16 protein-coding genes are annotated in these 18,136 nt (G+C 68.7%); 11 read left to right on the top strand and 5 right to left on the bottom strand.

Features of this window, described 5'->3' with window-relative positions:
- The first annotated feature begins 106 nt into the window (after positions 1–106).
- Positions 107–1,375: an ATP-dependent Clp protease ATP-binding subunit ClpX gene (gene clpX, locus AB0N59_RS12840; protein WP_204973884.1), complete on the top strand. Its 1,269-nt coding sequence runs from the start codon at positions 107–109 to the stop codon at positions 1,373–1,375.
- A gap of 5 nt (positions 1,376–1,380) precedes the next feature.
- The gene (locus tag AB0N59_RS12835; protein ID WP_363483777.1) at positions 1,381–1,929 is read left to right on the top strand and encodes an NUDIX hydrolase; all 549 of its coding nucleotides are present in this window, start codon (positions 1,381–1,383) and stop codon (positions 1,927–1,929) included.
- A gap of 11 nt (positions 1,930–1,940) precedes the next feature.
- On the opposite strand, the gene AB0N59_RS12830 is transcribed toward AB0N59_RS12835, so the two are convergent.
- Positions 1,941–3,992 (bottom strand): M3 family metallopeptidase, encoded by a 2,052-nt coding sequence (locus AB0N59_RS12830; protein WP_363483774.1) that lies wholly within the window; start codon positions 3,990–3,992, stop codon positions 1,941–1,943.
- Between the two features lie 23 nt (positions 3,993–4,015).
- The gene (locus tag AB0N59_RS12825; protein WP_363483771.1) at positions 4,016–4,924 is read right to left on the bottom strand and encodes a LysR family transcriptional regulator; all 909 of its coding nucleotides are present in this window, start codon (positions 4,922–4,924) and stop codon (positions 4,016–4,018) included.
- An 86-nt stretch (positions 4,925–5,010) separates the two neighbouring features.
- Here AB0N59_RS12825 and tdh point away from each other — a divergent pair, with 86 nt between their 5' ends.
- Genes tdh through AB0N59_RS12805 form a run of 4 tightly spaced genes read left to right on the top strand, consistent with a single transcriptional unit; the run spans position 5,011 to position 8,144 of the window.
- Positions 5,011–6,054 carry an L-threonine 3-dehydrogenase gene (gene tdh / locus AB0N59_RS12820; protein ID WP_363483768.1) on the top strand — a complete coding sequence of 348 codons (1,044 nt, stop codon included), beginning with the start codon at positions 5,011–5,013 and terminating at the stop codon, positions 6,052–6,054.
- 21 nt (positions 6,055–6,075) lie between these two features.
- Complete coding sequence (locus tag AB0N59_RS12815) at positions 6,076–7,254, top strand: glycine C-acetyltransferase (RefSeq protein WP_363483765.1); 1,179 nt, start codon at positions 6,076–6,078, stop codon at positions 7,252–7,254.
- A gap of 60 nt (positions 7,255–7,314) precedes the next feature.
- Positions 7,315–7,923: a helix-turn-helix domain-containing protein gene (locus tag AB0N59_RS12810; RefSeq protein WP_363483762.1), complete on the top strand. Its 609-nt coding sequence runs from the start codon at positions 7,315–7,317 to the stop codon at positions 7,921–7,923.
- A gap of 2 nt (positions 7,924–7,925) precedes the next feature.
- Positions 7,926–8,144: a hypothetical protein gene (locus AB0N59_RS12805; RefSeq protein ID WP_363483759.1), complete on the top strand. Its 219-nt coding sequence runs from the start codon at positions 7,926–7,928 to the stop codon at positions 8,142–8,144.
- A 72-nt stretch (positions 8,145–8,216) separates the two neighbouring features.
- Here the strand turns inward: AB0N59_RS12805 and AB0N59_RS12800 are convergent, their stop codons facing one another.
- Positions 8,217–8,432 (bottom strand): hypothetical protein, encoded by a 216-nt coding sequence (locus tag AB0N59_RS12800; RefSeq protein WP_363483756.1) that lies wholly within the window; start codon positions 8,430–8,432, stop codon positions 8,217–8,219.
- Positions 8,432–11,005, bottom strand: a complete 2,574-nt coding sequence (valS, locus tag AB0N59_RS12795; protein WP_363483753.1) for a valine--tRNA ligase — start codon at positions 11,003–11,005, stop codon at positions 8,432–8,434. Before valS ends, AB0N59_RS12800 begins: the two co-directional genes overlap by 1 nt.
- Positions 11,006–11,170: 165 nt before the next feature.
- On the opposite strand from valS, the gene AB0N59_RS12790 reads away from it, so the two are divergent.
- From AB0N59_RS12790 to AB0N59_RS12775, 4 genes are read left to right on the top strand one after another with little or no spacing between them, the layout of a single operon-like run.
- Positions 11,171–12,790, top strand: coding sequence for an ABC transporter substrate-binding protein (locus AB0N59_RS12790; protein ID WP_363483750.1), 1,620 nt, complete (start codon positions 11,171–11,173; stop codon positions 12,788–12,790).
- A 1-nt stretch (position 12,791) separates the two neighbouring features.
- Positions 12,792–13,757: an ABC transporter permease gene (locus AB0N59_RS12785; protein ID WP_363483747.1), complete on the top strand. Its 966-nt coding sequence runs from the start codon at positions 12,792–12,794 to the stop codon at positions 13,755–13,757.
- A complete protein-coding gene (locus AB0N59_RS12780; RefSeq protein WP_363483744.1) occupies positions 13,754–14,563 on the top strand; it encodes an ABC transporter permease in 810 nt (269 codons plus the stop codon). Before AB0N59_RS12785 ends, AB0N59_RS12780 begins: the two co-directional genes overlap by 4 nt.
- Positions 14,560–16,044, top strand: a complete 1,485-nt coding sequence (locus tag AB0N59_RS12775) for an ABC transporter ATP-binding protein (protein WP_363483741.1) — start codon at positions 14,560–14,562, stop codon at positions 16,042–16,044. The genes AB0N59_RS12780 and AB0N59_RS12775 overlap by 4 nt, the downstream gene beginning before the upstream one ends.
- Positions 16,045–16,062: 18 nt before the next feature.
- Here the strand turns inward: AB0N59_RS12775 and AB0N59_RS12770 are convergent, their stop codons facing one another.
- Positions 16,063–16,713, bottom strand: a complete 651-nt coding sequence (locus AB0N59_RS12770; protein WP_363483738.1) for a pentapeptide repeat-containing protein — start codon at positions 16,711–16,713, stop codon at positions 16,063–16,065.
- A gap of 295 nt (positions 16,714–17,008) precedes the next feature.
- On the opposite strand from AB0N59_RS12770, the gene AB0N59_RS12765 reads away from it, so the two are divergent.
- Complete coding sequence (locus AB0N59_RS12765; protein ID WP_363483735.1) at positions 17,009–17,854, top strand: DUF559 domain-containing protein; 846 nt, start codon at positions 17,009–17,011, stop codon at positions 17,852–17,854.
- Positions 17,855–18,136 lie beyond the last annotated feature (282 nt).

Below are 18,136 nucleotides of genomic sequence, written 5' to 3'. Positions count from 1 at the left end.
CCAGAGCGGAGTCGGGCCCGTGTCGTGCGCCCGTCAATGCGGCCCGGTGTCGGGGCCAGCGGTTACGCTCGAATGACGATCTCTCATTGCCCCGAGGAGGACGCGCATGGCACGCATCGGTGAAAGCGCTGATCTGTTCAAATGCTCTTTCTGCGGAAAGAGCCAGAAGCAGGTGCAGCAGCTGATCGCCGGCCCCGGCGTCTACATCTGCGACGAGTGCGTCGAGCTGTGCAACGAGATCATCGAAGAGCGCATGGCGGAGGCGGGGAGCGGGCCGGTCGCCGACTTCGAGCTGCCCAAGCCTCGTGAGATCTTCTCGTTCCTCGAAGAGTACGTCGTGGGTCAGGACGCAGCGAAGCGCTCACTCGCCGTGGCCGTCTACAACCACTACAAGCGCGTGCGCGCCCGCGGCACCATCCAGTCGGCCGAGCAGCGGGCCGAAGAGGTCGAGGTCGCGAAGAGCAACATCCTCATGCTGGGCCCCACCGGCTGCGGCAAGACCTACCTCGCTCAGACCCTCGCGAAGCGGCTCAATGTGCCGTTCGCCGTCGCAGACGCGACGGCTCTGACCGAAGCCGGCTACGTCGGCGAAGACGTCGAGAACATCCTTCTCAAGCTGCTGCAGGCCGCCGATTACGACACCAAGCGTGCCGAGACCGGCATCATCTACATCGACGAGATCGACAAGATCGCGCGCAAGGCTGAGAACCCCTCCATCACTCGCGACGTGTCGGGTGAGGGCGTGCAGCAGGCGCTGCTGAAGATCCTCGAGGGCACCGTGGCATCCGTGCCACCGCAGGGCGGTCGCAAGCACCCCCATCAGGAGTTCCTGCAGATCGACACGACCAACGTGCTGTTCATCGTGGCGGGCGCCTTCGCCGGCCTCGAGGAGATCATCTCGGCCCGCGTCGGAAAGCACGGCGTCGGCTTCGGCGCTCCCCTGCACGACAAGGGCAAGGACCTCGATCTGTTCAGCGAGGTTCTTCCCGAAGACCTGCACAAGTTCGGCCTCATCCCCGAGTTCATCGGCCGTCTGCCGGTCGTCACCTCGGTCTCGCCCCTCGATCAGGATGCCCTGATCGACATCCTCACCGGACCCCGCAACGCTCTGGTCAAGCAGTACCAGCGCATGTTCGAGATCGACGGCGTGCAGCTCGAGTTCGAAGACGACGCGCTGCGCTCGATCGCCGATCTCGCGGTGCTCCGCAAGACCGGCGCCCGCGGATTGCGCGCGATCCTCGAAGACGTGCTCGGCCCGATCATGTTCGAGATCCCGTCGGCCGAAGACGTCTCGAAGGTCGTCGTCACCAAGGCGGCCGTCGAAGAAGGGGCTCCGCCCACCGTGGTTCTCTCGCGCAAGCGCAAGAGCGCCTGAGCAGCATGACAGACGACCGCCCTCAGCCCTGGCAGGTGGTCGCGACGCGCACCATCGTGGCCGATCGCTGGATCTCGCTGCGAGCAGATGACTGCGAAGACGCCGAGGGTCGGCGCATCGCGCCGTACTACGTGCTGGAGCCCGGCGACTGGATCTCGGTGCTCGCGCTGGACGGCAGGGGCGATGCCATCGTCGTCGAGGAGTACCGGCACGGCGCCGGCATCGTCGCGCTCGGAACGATCGGCGGCGCCGTGGAGCCGGATGAGTCCCCGATCGATGCTGCGCATCGCGAACTGCGTGAGGAGACGGGCTTCACGGCATCCGATGTGATCGACCTCGGACCGACCTGGGCGAACTTCGGCAACCACACCAATCAGGTGCACCACTTCCTCGCTCTGGACTGCGTTCGCGCGGGGGAGCAGAGTCTCGACGACACCGAGCGCATCACCGTGCGAACCATGCCCGTGTCATCGCTCGGCGAGCACCTGACGCAGAGCTATCACCAGCTCACCTGGTACAAGGCGACGCACCATCTGGCGCGGCGGCACGCCTGAGCGCAGGCGTCTCAGCCGTCGAGTCCTCGGCGCGCGAGCAGCGGAGCGATCTCGGCATCACGACCCCGGAAGTCGCGGTAGGCCTCGAGCGGATCCTTCGACCCGCCCACGCCGAGCAGGCGCCGGCGGAAGCGGTCTCCGTTCTCGCGGGTCAGGCCGCCGTTCTCCCGGAACCACTCCACGGTGTCCGCGTCGAGCACCTCGCTCCAGATGTACGAGTAGTAGCCGGCACTGTACCCGCCGGAGAAGATGTGAGCGAAGTACGCCGATGAATAGCGGGTCGGCACGACCGGGCTCAGCAGTCCCACGTCGGCCAGAGCGCCGTGCTCGAACTCTGCGACATCTCCAGGATCGACGCCCGCGCCGATCCGATGCCACGCCTGGTCGAGCCACGCCGCGGCGAGGTACTCGCTGGTCGCGTGACCCTGATCGAACTTCTCGGACGCGCGGAGGCGGGCGATGACACCGGCGTCGAGCGGCTCTCCCGTCTCATGGTGGCGCGCATAGTTGGACAGCACCTCGTCCCACAGGATCCACATCTCGTTCACCTGACTCGGGAACTCGACGAAGTCGCGGAACGCGTTCGTGCCCGAGAAGTGCGGATACGTCACCCGGGCGAACAGTCCGTGCAGAGCGTGCCCGAACTCATGGAACAGCGTGGTCACCTCATCGAGCGTGAGCAGGGTGGGCATTCCGTCGGCCGGCTGCGAGACGTTGAGGTTGTTCGCCACAACCGGCAGGGTGCCGCGCAGCGCCGACTCGCTCACGATCGAGTTCATCCACGCCCCGCCCCGCTTGGAGTCGCGGGTGTACAGATCGAGCACGTACAGCCCGACCGCCGAGCCGTCCTCGTCGTGCACCTCGAAGATCCGCGCTCCGGGGTGGTACGAGACCAGGTCGGTGCGCTCTGTGAAGGTGATCCCGTACAGCCTCGTCGCGGCGAAGAAGACGCCGTCGCGCAGCACCCGCTCGGCCTCGAAGTACGGCCGGAGGGCTGCGGAATCGATGTCGTAGCGCGCCCGACGGACCATCTCGGTGTAGAACGCCCAGTCGTGGGCCTCGAGCGAGAACGGCTCGAGCTCGGTGTCGTCGATGATCTGCTGCAGCGCCGCTGCTTCGCGCCGCGCGTTGCGAGCGGCGGGAACGGCGAGTTCTCGCAGCATGCGCTCGACAGCATCCGGCGTGCCGGCCGTCTCGTCAGCGGTGACGTATGCGGCGTGCGAGTCGTAGCCGAGCAGCTCGGCGCGCTCCGCGCGGAGAGACACGATCTCAGCGAGGACGGCTCTGTTGTCGTGCTCGTTCCCCCGAGAGCCGCGGGCGAGTGAGGCCTGCATGATGCGGCGACGGCTCTCGCGCCGGGTGAGGGATGCGAGATAGGGGTGCCCGCTGAACAGCGGCAGCGATACCAGATATCTCCCCTCGAGACCGCGCTCCGCCGCCGCGCGAGCGGTCGCGCTGAGCTCGCCCGCGGAGAGGCCATCGAGCTCGGCGGCGTCGTCGAAGACCACGGCGAGATCGTTCGTGTCGGCGAGCAGGTTCTTCTCGAACGTCGTGCTGAGCGTCGACAGACGCTGATTCACTGAGGTCAGGCGTGCTTTGGCGTCGTCGTCGAGCGCCGCTCCCGCATGCGTCATCTCGCGGAAATGGCGCCGGATCAGATAACGGTGCTCGGCCGTCAGGTCGAGTCGATCGAGCTGATCGTGCACCTGCGACACGCGCCAGTACAGCGCTCCGTCGAGGCGGATCGCATCGTCATGAGCGGCCATCATGGGCGCGAGCTGCTCGTCGACCGCCTGGATCTCGGGCGACGCATCTGCCGAGCTGACCGTGTAGAACGCGTGCGCGACGCGATCGAGCAGCTCGCCGCTGCGCTCCAGAGCCTCGATCGTGTTCTGGAAGGTCGGCATGGATCGCACCGCGGTGATGGTCCGGACTTCGGCGAGGTGCTCATCGAAGGCCGCCCGGAATGCAGGGAGGTAGTGCTCGGGTCGAATGGCCGCATAGTCGGGCAGTTCGTACGGAAGCGTCGAGCGGGTCAGCAGCGGGTTGACGGCCTCGGTCATGAGCCGAGTCTATGGCGCGGGCGTCAGCCGCTCAGGCGCGTCATGACCTGCTGCAGGCCGTCGACGACGAGCCGCACGCTTCGCCGGCGCAGCGTCTCAGGGCGGGCGAGGACGTCGATCAGGCGGTGCGTGCTGACGCCGAGCAGCGGGATGCGCACGATCTCGCTGTCATCGACACTGCGTGAGGTGAAGCGGGGGAGCAGGCCGATCACGTCGCTCGCGGCGACGGCCGCGGCGACCGCCCCGTAGTCGTTGATGCGGTGCTGTACACGCGGGGCCACGTTCGCCACCGCGGCGACGGCTCTCAGGACGTCATCGGGGGAGTATCCGATGCGGCTCGTGACCCAGCGCTCGCCGGCGATGTCCGCAGGCGAGACCGATGAGCGGGTGGCGAGAGGGTGCGACGCGGCGACCGCCACGTCGAGCGGCTCGCGCACGAGGGTGAGACTGCGCACGCCCTGCGATGGCCAGGGCTCCGAGTGCTCCATCCGGTGCGCGAGCACGATGTCGTAGCGAGCGGTGAGGGCCGGGAACTCGCTCTGCGCGACATCCTCATCGGTGAGCTGAACGGTCGGAGCGTCGTCGCTGTCTGAGAGCTCGCGCAGCAGCGCGCCGAACAGCGCCTGGCCTGCGCTGTGGAAGCCGCTCACGCTGACGACGCCGGCCGCATCATGTTCGAACGCGTCGAGCGCACCGCGTGCGGCGGCCATGGCATCCAGCGCCTCCCCACCGGCTTCCGCGAGCACCTGACCAGCAGCCGTCAGCACGAGAGTGCGCCCCTGCCTCCGGGTGAGGGGAGTGCGCACACCGCGCTGCAGCGCGGCGAGCTGCTGCGACACGGCGGACGGCGTGACCCGCAGCGCATCGGCGACGGCGGTGAGGCTGCCGAGGGCACCGAGCTCGCGCAGGATCTGGAGCTGATGGAGTTCCACAGTCCGATCATACTTTCAGATCTGCTTAATCGACCGTGCAGGAAGAAGGCGTTGTTCTACACGGTTCGATGCGGTGAGATCGAAGCATGAAGGCACTGTTCAAGAGCGGTCCGCGCGCGGGCTTCGAGCTCGTAGATCGTCCGGACCCCGTCGCCGGCACGGGCGAGGTCGTCATCCGCGTGCTGCGCACCGGCATCTGCGGCACTGACCTGCACATCCACCGCTGGGACGACTGGGCGGCGTCTGCGATCGAGGCGCCGTTGATCCCGGGGCACGAGTTCTACGGCGAGGTCGTGGAGGTCGGTCCGCTCGTGCACGACATCTCGGTCGGCGACCGGGTCTCGGGCGAAGGGCACATCGTCTGCGGCACCTGCCGCAACTGCCGTGCCGGACGCCGCCAGATGTGCATCCGCACCATCGGCCTTGGCCTCCAGCGCGACGGCGCCTTCGCCGAGTACCTCTCGCTGCCCGCGACAAACGTCTGGGTGCACCACGACGACGTGACGCCCGAGCTCGGTGCCATCTTCGACCCGCTCGGCAACGCCGTGCACACGGCCCTGATGTACCGGGTGATCGGCGAGGACGTGCTGATCACCGGGTGCGGCCCCATCGGCCTCATGTCGATCGCGGTCGCCCGGCACGCCGGTGCGCGTTTCATCGTGGCCACCGACGTCAGCGCGCCTCGCCTCGAGATGGCGAAGCAGATGGGCGCCGACGCGGTGGTCGACGTCTCGCAGCAGGACATCCGCGACGCGCAGCGCGCGCTCGGCATGCGCGAGGGGTTCGACATCGGCTTCGAGATGAGCGGTGCCCCCGCGGCCCTGCCGGCGATGATCGACAACATGAACCACGGCGGTCAGATCGCCATGCTGGGGCTTCCGAGTTCGGGGTTCGACATCGACTGGGGAAAGCTCGTCACCCACATGCTCACGATCAAGGGCATCTACGGCCGTGAGATGTTCGAGACCTGGAACGCGATGGGCGCGATGCTGCAGACCAGCGCCACGCTGCGCGAGTCGATCACCCGCGTGATCGCCGACGTGATCCCCGCACGCGACTGGGAACGCGGCTTCGCCGCCGCCGAGTCGGCCGGCACGGGCAAGATCATCCTCGACTGGACCGAGCTGTAAGAACGACTGCAAGGAGCAGCCATGTACACGACATTCAAGGACCACCTGCAGTCCGAGCTCGCCGGCATCGAAGAAGCGGGGCTCACGAAGCGCGAACGGGGGATCACAGGCCCGCAGAAGGCGCAGATCGTCACCGGAGGCACCGAGGTGCTGAACTTCTGCGCGAACAACTATCTGGGTCTCGCTGACGACGAGCGCATCCTCGCGGCCGCGAAGGGCGCTCTAGATGAGTGGGGCTATGGTCTCGCGAGCGTGCGATTCATCTGCGGCACGCAGGAGCAGCATCTCGAGCTCGAGCGGCGTCTCGCCACCTTCCTCGGCACCGATGACGCGATCCTGTACTCCTCATGCTTCGACGCGAACGGCGGGGTCTTCGAGACGCTGTTCTCGGCGGACGACGCGATCATCTCCGACGAGCTGAACCACGCGTCGATCATCGACGGCATCCGGCTGTCGAAGGCGCGCCGCCTGCGCTACCGGAACCGCGACATGGCCGATCTGGAAGAGCAGCTCACGGCTGCGTCGGATGCCCGATTCCGTGTCATCGTCACCGACGGCGTCTTCTCGATGGACGGCTACATCGCCCCGCTGCGTGAGATCTGCGACCTCGCCGAGCGCTACGACGCGCTCGTCTTCGTCGACGACTCGCATGCGGTGGGCTTCGTCGGCGAGAACGGACGCGGCACCCCCGAGTTCTGCGGTGTCTCGGAGCGCGTCGACATCTACACCGGCACCTTCGGCAAGGCCCTCGGTGGAGCATCGGGCGGCTACGTCGCCGCACACCGCGACATCGTCGCTCTGCTGCGCCAGCGCTCGCGGCCGTACCTCTTCTCGAACACGCTCGCGCCCTCGATCGTGGCGGGCACCCTCACCGCGCTCGACCTCGTCGAGGGTTCGGCCGACCTGCGTGCGCGACTGACCGAGAACGCCGAGCTGTTCCGCCGCCGTATGACCGAGGAGGGCTTCGACCTGCTCCCGGGCGAGCACCCGATCGTGCCGGTCATGTTCGGCGACGCGGCGCTCACCGCGCGCATCGCCGATGAGATGCAGCGCCAGGGCGTGTACGTCACCGCGTTCAGCTTCCCTGTCGTGCCGCGCGGCAAGGCGCGCATCCGTGTGCAGCTCTCGGCGGCGCACACGAGCGAGCAGGTCGAGCGCTGCGTGGCTGCGTTCGTCGCCGCGCGCACTGCCGTGAGCTGACGCGGCGAACGTGCAAAGAAACCGTTGCAAAGGCCCCTTTGCAAGGGTATCTTTGCATACATGAAGAGCAACGAGCAGATCCGCACTCTCGACGCCGGTGCGCTGAAAGCCCTTGCGCACCCGTTGCGCGTCCGGATCTACGATCTGCTGAGCGAACGCGGACCCCAGACGGCGAGCACGCTCGCCGCACTGATCGGAGAGACCTCCGGAGCGACCAGCTATCACCTGCGCGCCCTCGCCGCACACGATCTCATCCGTGAGGTTCCCGACCGGGGGACCGCACGGGAGCGCTGGTGGGAGCGACCCAAGGGACGGATCAACATGCCGGGTCCCGCCGAGACGATGTCGCCGTCGAACCGCGCCGCGGCGCAGATCGTGACGACCGAGTTCCTTCGTCTTCGTCATCAGACCCTGATGGAGTACATCAACCGTCCGGAGTCCGAGCAGCCAGAGGGCTGGAAGGACGCGGGCCTGGTCATGACGACGATGCTCGACATCACCCCTGAGCAGATGGCCGAGCTCAAGAATGAACTCACCGCCGTGGTCGACGCGGCGGTCGAGCGCTATCGCGGGCAGGAGGCGCTGCCCGGCACTCGGCGCGTGTCTCTGCGCGCCGAGGTCTTCGATCTTCCCGCGGCGAACAGCCGCGGCACCATGAATGAGGAGTGACCATGACCACCGCGACTCTTCGTCTCGCATCACCCACGCCGTTCGAGCGTCTGCTCCAGCAGCTGGCCGCAGCGCTCACCCGCCACGTCGAGCGCCGCGTGGCCGCTCGCGCCGAGCGCCGAGAGATCGGGCTGGGGCTGCTGCAGGATCAGCAGACCCGCCGCGCCGACCCCCATGAGGTCGACCACCTTCTGGCGATGGTCGGTCTCTCGGGTCGCTGAACACCGGCCCGACGAACGAAGGCCCCCACTTCCTCGCAGGAAGCGGGGGCCTTGGCGGAAGGGGAAGTGCCGTCAGTCCTCGAAGGGGCGCGCGACGACCTCGCCGGATGCCGTGAGCAGAACCTCCCACCCGGCATCCAGCTCGGCGATCGGACGGCCTTCGAGCCAGGTGAGCGTCCAATGTCCGGTGAGACCCCGGGCCTCGACCTCGGTGATCGCCGGGCGCAGGTCGGAGGGGACCGATGCGGGCGGCTCGGATCCCGTCGCCCAGCGGGTGCCCAGCTGCATCAGCTCTCCACCGGTGCCAGCTCGATCGCGATGACGGCGAGCTCGTCGGCCTCTGCGAAGGTCAGCTCGGCGATGCGGCCCACGGCCCGCAGGTCGTCGGCAGCGGCGCGAAGCGCCTCGACCTTCGTCGCGGGTGCCGCGATCGTGGCGGTCGCAACAGGAGTCTTCTGCGATGCCTTCGCCTCGGTCTTGGCGCGGCGGATGCCGATCAGCGCCTCGCTGGCGGTCGTCAGCACCGCAGGGTCGCCCTCGATGCCGAGCGGCTCGGGCCAGGCGGCGGTGTGGATGGAGCCCTCCTCGAACCACGACCATGCCTCCTCGGTCGCGAACGACACGATCGGGGCGAGCAGCCGCAGCAGCGTCGACAGTGCCAGGCGCAGAGCGAGCGCGGCCGAGGCCTGGCCCACGTCGCTCTGATCGTAGGCGCGCTCCTTGACCAGCTCGAGGTAGTCGTCGCAGAACGTCCAGAAGAACGCCTCGGTGACTTCCAGAGCCTTCGCCTGGTCGTAGTTCTCGTAGGCCTTCGTCGCGTCGCGCACGACCTGGTCGAGAGCCGTGAGCATCGAGGCATCGAGGGCGTGCGTGACCTGCGCGCCCTCGGGCACCGGGAACGACAGCACGAACTTCGCCGCGTTCAGGATCTTGATCGCCAGGCGACGGCCGATCTTCACCTGCGTGGGGTTCTGGGGGTCGAAAGCGGCGTCCATGCCGAGGCGGCTGGATGCCGACCAGTAGCGCACCGCGTCCGAGCCGTGCTTGTCGAGGATGTCGGCCGGCGTGACGACGTTGCCCTTCGACTTCGACATCTTCTTGCGGTCGGGGTCGACGATGAAGCCGGAGATCGCGGCGTTGCGCCACGGCGACCGCTGGTCCTCGAGCGTCGAGCGAAGCATGGTCGAGAACAGCCAGGTGCGGATGATGTCCTGGCCCTGGGGGCGCAGGTCGAACGGAGCGACCGTGTTCCACAGCTCCTCGTCACGCTGCCAGCCGCCGGCCAGCTGAGGAGTGAGCGACGAGGTCGCCCAGGTGTCGAAGATGTCCTGCTCGGCGTCGAAGCCACCGGGCACTCCGCGCTGCTCTTCGGTGTACCCCTCGGGCAGATCGGTCGTCGGATCGATAGGCAGGCTCTCGAGCGAGGGGGTCAGCACGCGGTCGTAATCGCGCTCGCCGTTCTCGTCGAGCGCGTACCAGACGGGGATGGGGACGCCGAAGAAGCGCTGACGCGAGATGAGCCAGTCGCCGGTGAGGCCGCCGACCCAGTTCTCATAGCGCACGCGCATGAAGTCGGGGTGCCAGTTCAGCGTACGGCCGTTGTCGAGCAGCTGCTCGCGCAGCTGCGGGTCGCGTGCGCCGTTGCGGATGTACCACTGACGCGTCGAGACGATCTCGAGAGGGCGGTCGCCCTTCTCGAAGAACTTCACGGCGTGATTGAAGGGCTTGCCGACCTCGAGCAGGTCGCCCGACGCCTGCAGCTGCTCGACCATGCTCTTGCGGGCGCTGAAGACGGTCTTGCCTGCGAGCTCGGCGTAGGCGGTCCTGCCCGCATCGGAGACGATGGCCTCGGGGGCCTCGGCGAGCACGCGGCCGTCCTTGCCGAGGATGGTGCGGTTGGGCAGGTCGAGCTCGCGCCACCAGATGATGTCGGTGACGTCGCCGAAGGTGCAGATCATCGCGATTCCCGAGCCCTTGTCGGGCTGCGCGAGGTGGTGCGCCAGCACCGGCACCTCGACGTCGAAGATCGGCGTGCGCACCGTCTTGCCGAAGTACGGCTGGTAGCGCTCGTCGTCGGGGTGGGCCACGAGTGCGACACAGGCCGGGAGCAGCTCGGGGCGGGTCGTCTCGATGTGGATGTCACCGGACCCGTCGGTCTTGTGGAAGGCGACGCGGTGGTACGCGGCCTGCTGGTCGCGGTCTTCGAGCTCGGCCTGCGCGATCGCCGAGCGGAAGTCGATGTCCCACAGGGTGGGCGCCAGCGACTGGTAGGCCTCCCCGCGCTCGAGGCCGCGCAGGAATGCGAGCTGGCTCTGCCGGATCGTGTCGTCGGAGATCGTCCGGTAGGTCTGAGTCCAGTCGACGCTCAGGCCGAGCTGGCGGAAGAGCGCCTCGAACTGCTTCTCGTCCTCGACGGTCAGCTTCTCGCAGAGCTCGATGAAGTTGCGGCGGCTGATCGGCTGCTGGTCGGCGGCGCGCGACGACTTGTTGTCGCCGCCCTCGAACGGCGGGGTGAAGTCGGGGTCGTAGGGGAGCGACGGATCGCAGCGCACGCCGTAGTAGTTCTGCACGCGGCGCTCGGTCGGCAGACCGTTGTCGTCCCACCCCATCGGGTAGAACACGTTGCGTCCGCGCATGCGCTCGAAGCGCGCCTTGATGTCGGTGTGCGTGTACGAGAACACGTGGCCGATGTGCAGGCTGCCGGACGCAGTGGGTGGGGGAGTGTCGATCGAGTAGACGCTGCCGCGACCGGATGCCACCGCGCGGGCGCGGTCGAAGAGGAAGGTGCCCTGGGCCGACCACCGCTCTCCCCACTTCGTCTCGAGGCCTTCGAGTGCGGGCTTGTCAGGGATGCTGGACATGGAGGTCTCCTCGAGCGATGTGTGCGGCACTGTGTGAGCGTGCCTGAGTGTGGGTTGTCCCGCGAGTCTATCGGTCGCCGCGGTCGGACTCGTAGATCGACCGAGTACAACAACCATCGGTAGGATGGAGCGTTCCCCCTTTCCCGCACCCATCGAGGTTCCCGAATGCCTTCCTTCCCCGTGCGCCGCCTCCTGCCCCTCGCTGCGCTGGCCACAGCATCCGCCCTCCTGCTCAGCGCCTGCGCAGGACCCGCCGACGACGGCGCCACCGCCGACGCCGAACTCGTCTGGGCGATCGAAGGGGCGAACCTCTCCGCGGGGCACATGGACCCGCAGACCAGCCAGCTCGACGTCTCGGGCATGGTGCAGCGCCAGGTGCTCGACTCGCTCGTCTTCCAGGAGGCCGACGGCTCGTTCTCGCCGTGGCTCGCCAAGAGCTGGAAGGTGTCGGACGACGGTCTCACATACACGTTCGAGCTGCGTGACGACGTCACCTTCTCCGACGGCACGGCGTTCGACGCCGCCGCAGTGAAGGCGAACTTCGACCGCATCGTCGACCCCGCCACGAAGTCCGCGCAGGCCGCCAGCATGCTCGGCGGAGAGCTGTACGCGGGCACCGAGGTCGTCGGCGAGCACACGGTCGAGGTCAGTTTCACCCAGCCGTACGCCCCCTTCCTGCAGGCCGCGAGCACCGCACAGCTCGGCTTCTGGTCGCCCAAGGTGCTCGAGGGCTCCGCCGATCAGCTCGCCGCGGGCGGCCCCGATGTCACGGTCGGCACGGGGCCGTTCGTGCTCAGCGAGTACACCGCCGACCAGGAGATCGTCTACACCCGCAATGACGACTACGCCTGGGGGCCGGACGGGGCCGAGGCGCCCAAGATCAAGACGCTGCGCGTCGAGCTGCTGCCCGAGGCATCCGTCCGCGCCGGCGTGCTCTCGTCGGGCGAGGCCGACGTCGCCACCCAGCTGCCGCCGAACGTCGTCGCCGACCTCGGCGATGACATCACCGTGACGGCCAAGGAGTACCCCGGCCTGCCGTACTCGCTGTTCCTGAACGAGAAGCACGGCGTCTTCGCCGATCAGAAGGTGCGCCAGGCCTTCTCGCTGGCGATCGACATCGATGCCGCGGTCGACGAGATCTTCTTCGGCGAGTTCCCCCGTGCCTGGAGCATCCTCGGTCCGACCACCCCTGGTTACGACGAGTCGCTCGAGGGCACCTGGGCATTCGACGCCGACAAGGCGAACTCCCTCCTCGACGACGCCGGCTGGACGGAGCGCGACGACGACGGCATCCGGGTGAAGGACGGCGAGCGCCTCTCAGCACGCTGGATCGCCTGGACCCCGATCTCCGACGAACGCACTGCGCTCGGCAACGCCATCCAGTCCGACCTCAAGGACGTCGGCTTCGAGATCGTGCGCGAGAAGCTCGAGCCCGCCGCCTACAACGAGCAGTACGGCCCCAAGACCTACGACATCACCGACTGGGACTTCTCGGGCGTCGACGCCGATCTGCTGCGCAGCCACCTGGGGACCGACGGCTTCCAGAACGCCTCGCAGGTGAGCGACCCCGCCGTGGACGAGCTGCTCGAGCAGGGTCTCTCGACCTCCGACACCGCCGAGCGCGCGAAGATCTACACCGAGCTGCAGCAGTGGAACGCCGACCACGTAGCCATCGTGCCGCTGTACGTGTCTTCACTGATCACCGGATCCGCGAAGGGCGTGGAGGGCATCGAGTACGACCTGTACGGCCGTCCGCTGTTCTACGACGCGAGCGTCAGCCGCTGACGTGCGGCACGCCCTGATCCGAACTGCGGGGATCGCCGCGTCTGCCGTCGTCGTGCTCTGGGGTGCGGCGACGCTGGCGTTCCTCGCGTTCCGGATCATCCCGGGCGATGCCGTCTCGGTCATGCTCGGCCCCCAGGCCAAGGTCAGCGAGGAAGTCAAGGCAGGGGTGCGCGCCGAGCTGGGCCTCGACCGGCCGCCGCTCGAGCAGTACGCCTCGTACGTCGGCGGGCTGCTGCGCGGCGACCTCGGAACGTCGTACCAGCTCCGGATGCCCGTCAGCGACGTCATCGGGCGCCAGCTCGGCCCCACGCTGCAGCTCACCGGGCTCGCCCTGCTGATCGCGATCCTCATCGCGCTCGCCGTGGCGCTCCTCGCGCGCAGAGGTGCCGCGCGGGCGGCGGTGGTGACAGGGGAGCTCATCGTGCTCTCGTCGCCGGTCTTCTGGATCGGAATCGTGCTGCTCGCCGTCTTCGCCTTCGGGCTCGGATGGTTTCCCGTTGCGGGCACCCGCAGCCCCGCCACGGTCGTGCTGCCCGCCCTCACCCTCGCCCTCCCCGTGTCTGCGCTGATCGGCCAGGTGCTGCGAGACGGCATCGACGAGGCGGAGCGGCAGCCGTTCGCCGAGACGGCACGCGCGCGCGGCGCGGGGCCCGCCCGCCTCGTGCTGCGTCACTCGCTGCGTCACGGCGCGGCCGGCGCTCTGACGCTCACCGCGTATCTGATCGGCTCGCTTCTCGGCGGGGCCGTGCTCGTCGAGACCGTCTTCGCCCGCCCAGGGCTGGGGCGCGTCACGCTGACCGCGATCGTCGACCGCGACCTGCCGGTCGTCGCCGGCGTGATCATGCTGAGTGCCGCCGTCTTCGTCGTCGTGAACGTCATCGTCGAGCTGCTGCACCCGCTCATCGACCCGCGGCTGCGCGCCCACCCCGCAGCGTTCGAGGCGCCCGCGATCGAGGAGCGGCGATGATCGCCAGACGGACCGCACTCGTTCTCGCCGTGATCTTCCTCGCCGCGGTCGCGCTCGCCGCGGTGTTCCCCGATGCCCTGGCCACCCATGACCCGCTGCGCGCCGACGTTCGCTCCGCTCTCGAGGCACCGGGAGCAGGTCATCTGTTCGGCACGGATCAGTCGGGGCGCGATGTCTTCTCGCGCGTGGTCCACGGAGCCGGGCGCTCCGTCGGCATCGGTCTGCTCGCCACCCTGCTCGCCGTGACGGTCGGTCTCGTGCTCGGCTCGCTGTCGGGCGTCGCACCGCGGCTTCTCGACTCGGCGGCGATGCGCGCCACCGACATCCTGCTCGCCTTCCCCGAGTTCCTCATCGCCCTGATCGTCGTGGCGGTGCTCGGCCCCGGCGCGGTGAACGTCGCGATCGCCGTCACGATCGCCGCGGTGCCGGTGTACATCCGCCTCGCCCGCACGCAGACCCGCACGCTGCGCATCGCCGAGCACGTCGAGGCTGCCCGCATCCTCGGTGTCGGGCCCGTGCGCACCTTCACCCGCCACGTCGCGCCAGGCGTGCTCGGATCGCTGAGCGTGCTCGCGACGATCGGCATCGGATCCAGCATCCTGGCCGCCGCGGGCCTCAGCTTCCTCGGACTCGGACCCACAGAGCCCGCACCGGAGTGGGGGCTGATGCTCTCGGGCGGCCGGAACGTGCTCGGCCGGGCCTGGTGGATCTCGGTCTTCCCCGGTCTGGCGATCACCCTCACGGTCATCAGCGCGACGGTCATCGGTCGTGCGCTGCGCGCCCGCGTCGACGGGAGGCGCTCATGACTGCGATCCGACTGCGGGGGCTGCGCATCGAGATCGACGCGCAGCGCGTCGTGGACGGGGTGGACCTCGATGTCGCGCCGGGGGAGTGCGTCGCCATCGTCGGCGAATCCGGAGCGGGCAAGTCGCTCACGGCACGAGCCCTGCTCGGGATGCTGCCCGACGGCGCGCATATGACGGTCGAGGAGCTGCGGGTCGACGACACGGACGCCGCAGCATTGAGCGAGAACGGCTGGCGGGGGCTCCGAGGCCGGCGCATCGCCCTCGTCTCGCAGGATGCTCTCGCCGCTCTCGACCCGCTGCGCCGCATCGGCCGTGAGGTGGCGGAGCCCATGCAGATCCACGGGCTGCACAGGGGACGTCGGGATGAGCGGGTCGTGCAGCTGCTGGGATCCGTCTCGCTCCCCGAACCGGAGCAGCGCGCCCGAAGCCATCCGCACGAGCTGTCGGGCGGCATGCGGCAGCGCGCCCTGATCGCCTCGGCGCTCGCCGCGGATCCCGCCGTGCTCGTCGCCGACGAGGCGACGACCGCCCTGGATGCGACGGTGCAGGCCCGCATCCTCTCCCTGCTGCGATCGATAGCCGATCGGGGGCGCGCCGTCCTGTTCATCAGCCATGACTTCGCCGCGGTGCGCCGAGTGGCGGACCGCGTGCTCGTCATGCGCGAGGGTCGGATCATCGAGCAGGGGACGGTCACCGAGGTCATGACCTCGCCGCGGGAGGCGTATACGCGGTCGCTCATCGAGGCGAGCATCGCGACGCCGCGCACGCGGGACGGCGTCTCAGGTGAGGTGCTGCTGCAGGTGCGTGACGCGTCGAAGCGGTTCAAACGTCCCGCCGTCGTCGGGGCGTCGTTCACGCTCGCGGCCGGGCGGACGCTCGGCATCGTCGGTGAGTCGGGGTCGGGCAAGACGACGCTGGCCCGGATGCTGGTCGGCGTCGAGCGCCCCGACGAGGGCTCGATCGACTGGGCGCGTGCGCAGCGTGTGCAGCTCGTCCATCAGAACCCGCTGGGAGCCTTCGATTCCCGGTGGACGATCGGCAGGTCGATCACCGAGGCGCTGCAGGCGGCCGGGACCCCGCGCCGCGAACGCCGTCGCGCGGTCGACCGTCTGCTGAGCGAAGTGGGACTCGACGACGCGCTGGCGGCGAGACGCCCTCGGCAGCTCTCCGGCGGGCAGCGTCAGCGAGCGGCGATCGCCCGAGCGCTCGCCGCCGATCCGCAGGTGCTGGTGCTCGACGAGCCGGTGTCGGCGCTCGACCCCACAGTGCGCGCACGCGTCCTCGACCTGCTCTCGCGACTGCAGGTCGAGCGGCAGCTCACGATGGTGTTCGTCTCGCACGACCTCGCGGTGATCGCCGCGGTGTGCGATGACGTCCTGGTGATGCGCGACGGGGTCATCGTCGAGCAGGGCCGGGTTGCAGACGTGTTCACGGCGCCACAGCATCCGTTCACCAGGGAGCTGGTGGCGGCCGCTCTCTGATCCGGCGGCGGATAGCGCTCAGTCGCTGATGACGATGCCGGCGGCTGCGGCGAAGACCGGCGCGAGAAGCTCCACCTGACGCAGCGTCAGCGTCGCACCGCGCAATGCCGTGACGTCGAGGAAGCCCAGCGCGTCGAGTCCGCGCAGATCGAGATGCTCCGCTCGCATGCCGCGCGGGTCGACCTCGTCGCTGGACGTGGCCGCGAAGGCCACTCTCGAGAGCGTCGCGCCCGGGATGTCGAGGGCGGCGATCCTGCAGGAGTCGACGCGCACGTCGACGGCCTTGCCGCCGGCGAGCGTCAGGTAATCGATGCGCACGTCGTGCAGCGCGAGTTCGTGGATGCCGCTGTCGCTGAGATCCAGGGTCCCGATACGACCACCTGAGATGCGCACACGGCGGAGGGTCGACCGCCGTGCCGACAGCTTGGCGACGCGGAGGTCGCGGACGTCGACATCCATCATCGTCGCGCCTTCGAGGTCGACTGCCGACCCGCTGCCGCTGATGACGCACTGCTCGAGCGTCGAATGCGCGAGGTCGGCATCGCCGTCGATGTCGATGAGCGCGGCTCTCAGATCGGAACTGCGACGGGGAGCCGCGGGACTCAGGGTGTCCGGCAGGTCGGGCTCTGACACCAGGGGCGGGCGGAGGGCGGTGCGGCGGCTGGCCATGCCCTCGACTCTATGCGGGTGCACGGGGCCGTCCTGCTCGCCCTGCGGACGGCATCGCCCTTTCGCAGGCCGCCCCGACCGGGCGTCTCGCGCGGAGATGTGCGCTTCGCGCGGAGGAATTCGCAGGAGATCTCCGCGGCAGGCGCACATCTCCGCGGCAGGCGCGCACCCCGCGAGCGCGCACGCGGCGAGCGCGGGTGTCGCGAGTCTCCACAGCCGGGCGCTCAGCGCCAGTTCTCCCCAGAGAGCGCGAATGCCGGATGCCCGGGATGGCGCGTCGTCGGATCCTGGGCAGATGGTCGTCCCTTCAGCAGCCGAACTCGTCCAGCTCGTGAGAGCGCAGGGAGGATATGCACGAACCACGCTGATCACCCAACACGGGTTCTCGCGCCGAACGATCGAATCCGCCGTATCGGAAGGATCACTGACCCGTCCGCGCCGCGGCTGGATCGCCGCGCCCGATCTCGCCCCGACTCTGCGTGACGCGGTGAAGACCGGCGTGGTGATCACCTGTCGCACGGCCGCGCAGCACTACAGGCTCTGGCTGCACGACGCATCCGGCAGACCCCACGTCGCTGTGCCGGAGTCCCGCACGGGAAAAGTGCGTGTCGCGGCGAAGGTGCACTGGGGAGCGCCGCTGGTCCCGCATTCACCCGATGAGGTCATCGATCCCATTGAGAACACACTGGGATACATCGCAGAGTGCGAGCCCTTCGAACGGGCGCTCGCGACATGGGACTCGGCGCTCAACAAGGGTCTGGTGCAGATCGACGCTCTCTCGCGACTGCCTCTCCGGCCAGCGGCTCGTCGCGTGCTCGCTTCTGCGACGCCATTCGCGGATGCTGGACTCGAGACGTACTTGAGGCCGCGACTGCGCTGGCTGCGCCAACCCCTGCGCGTCCAGATCTGGATCCACGGTCACCGAGTCGACGCCCTCCTCGGTGATCGACTCGTGCTGCAGATCGACGGCAGACATCATGTCGGGGCGCAGCGCTCGGAGGACATCAAGCACGACGCCGAGTTGATGCTGCTCGGGTACCACGTCATCAGGGTCTCGTACTCCCAGGTGATGTTCGACTGGCCCGCCGTGCAGGACGTGATCACGCGAGCCGTCGCTCAGGGTCTGCACGTTGCACGGTAGTCGTCCGGTCGCTTCGCGCGGGGATCTCCGCTTCGCGCGGACGAGTTCGCGGGAGATCTCCGCGGCAGGTGTATATCTCCGCGGCAGGTGTACACCCCGAGGCGGACGCACGCGAGGTGCGGGCCGGGCGCGGGTGCGGGCGGGTGCGGATGCGACGAGCGCAGGTGCCGCGTAGAATGGGCGCATCAGCTGTGATCCGGCCATCACCGGGGAGCTCTCGGAAGAACCCTCCGCCCCAGGCGGGGAAGTAGAACCGAGCGGGGCAGGCCCGTCATCGCCGCA

Source organism: Microbacterium sp. NPDC089321 (assembly GCF_040684935.1).
Lineage (GTDB): Bacteria > Actinomycetota > Actinomycetes > Actinomycetales > Microbacteriaceae > Microbacterium.
The sequence above is the reverse complement of the archived record's forward strand: the minus strand, read 5'-3'. Positions and strand labels throughout refer to the sequence as shown.

Bases quoted from the DNA above. Each gene is read 5' to 3' on its own strand.
- AB0N59_RS12830 (WP_363483774.1), bottom strand. From the start codon at position 3,992: ATGACCGAGGCCGTCAACCCGCTGCTGACCCGCTCGACGCTTCCGTAC.
- AB0N59_RS12810 (WP_363483762.1), top strand. From the start codon at position 7,315: ATGAAGAGCAACGAGCAGATCCGCACTCTCGACGCCGGTGCGCTGAAA.
- tdh (WP_363483768.1), top strand. From the start codon at position 5,011: ATGAAGGCACTGTTCAAGAGCGGTCCGCGCGCGGGCTTCGAGCTCGTA.
- AB0N59_RS12780 (WP_363483744.1), top strand. From the start codon at position 13,754: ATGATCGCCAGACGGACCGCACTCGTTCTCGCCGTGATCTTCCTCGCC.
- AB0N59_RS12835 (WP_363483777.1), top strand. From the start codon at position 1,381: ATGACAGACGACCGCCCTCAGCCCTGGCAGGTGGTCGCGACGCGCACC.
- clpX (WP_204973884.1), top strand. From the start codon at position 107: ATGGCACGCATCGGTGAAAGCGCTGATCTGTTCAAATGCTCTTTCTGC.
- AB0N59_RS12815 (WP_363483765.1), top strand. From the start codon at position 6,076: ATGTACACGACATTCAAGGACCACCTGCAGTCCGAGCTCGCCGGCATC.
- AB0N59_RS12805 (WP_363483759.1), top strand. From the start codon at position 7,926: ATGACCACCGCGACTCTTCGTCTCGCATCACCCACGCCGTTCGAGCGT.
- AB0N59_RS12800 (WP_363483756.1), bottom strand. From the start codon at position 8,432: ATGCAGCTGGGCACCCGCTGGGCGACGGGATCCGAGCCGCCCGCATCG.
- AB0N59_RS12775 (WP_363483741.1), top strand. From the start codon at position 14,560: ATGACTGCGATCCGACTGCGGGGGCTGCGCATCGAGATCGACGCGCAG.
- AB0N59_RS12770 (WP_363483738.1), bottom strand. From the start codon at position 16,713: ATGGCCAGCCGCCGCACCGCCCTCCGCCCGCCCCTGGTGTCAGAGCCC.
- AB0N59_RS12790 (WP_363483750.1), top strand. From the start codon at position 11,171: ATGCCTTCCTTCCCCGTGCGCCGCCTCCTGCCCCTCGCTGCGCTGGCC.
- valS (WP_363483753.1), bottom strand. From the start codon at position 11,005: ATGTCCAGCATCCCTGACAAGCCCGCACTCGAAGGCCTCGAGACGAAG.
- AB0N59_RS12765 (WP_363483735.1), top strand. From the start codon at position 17,009: ATGGTCGTCCCTTCAGCAGCCGAACTCGTCCAGCTCGTGAGAGCGCAG.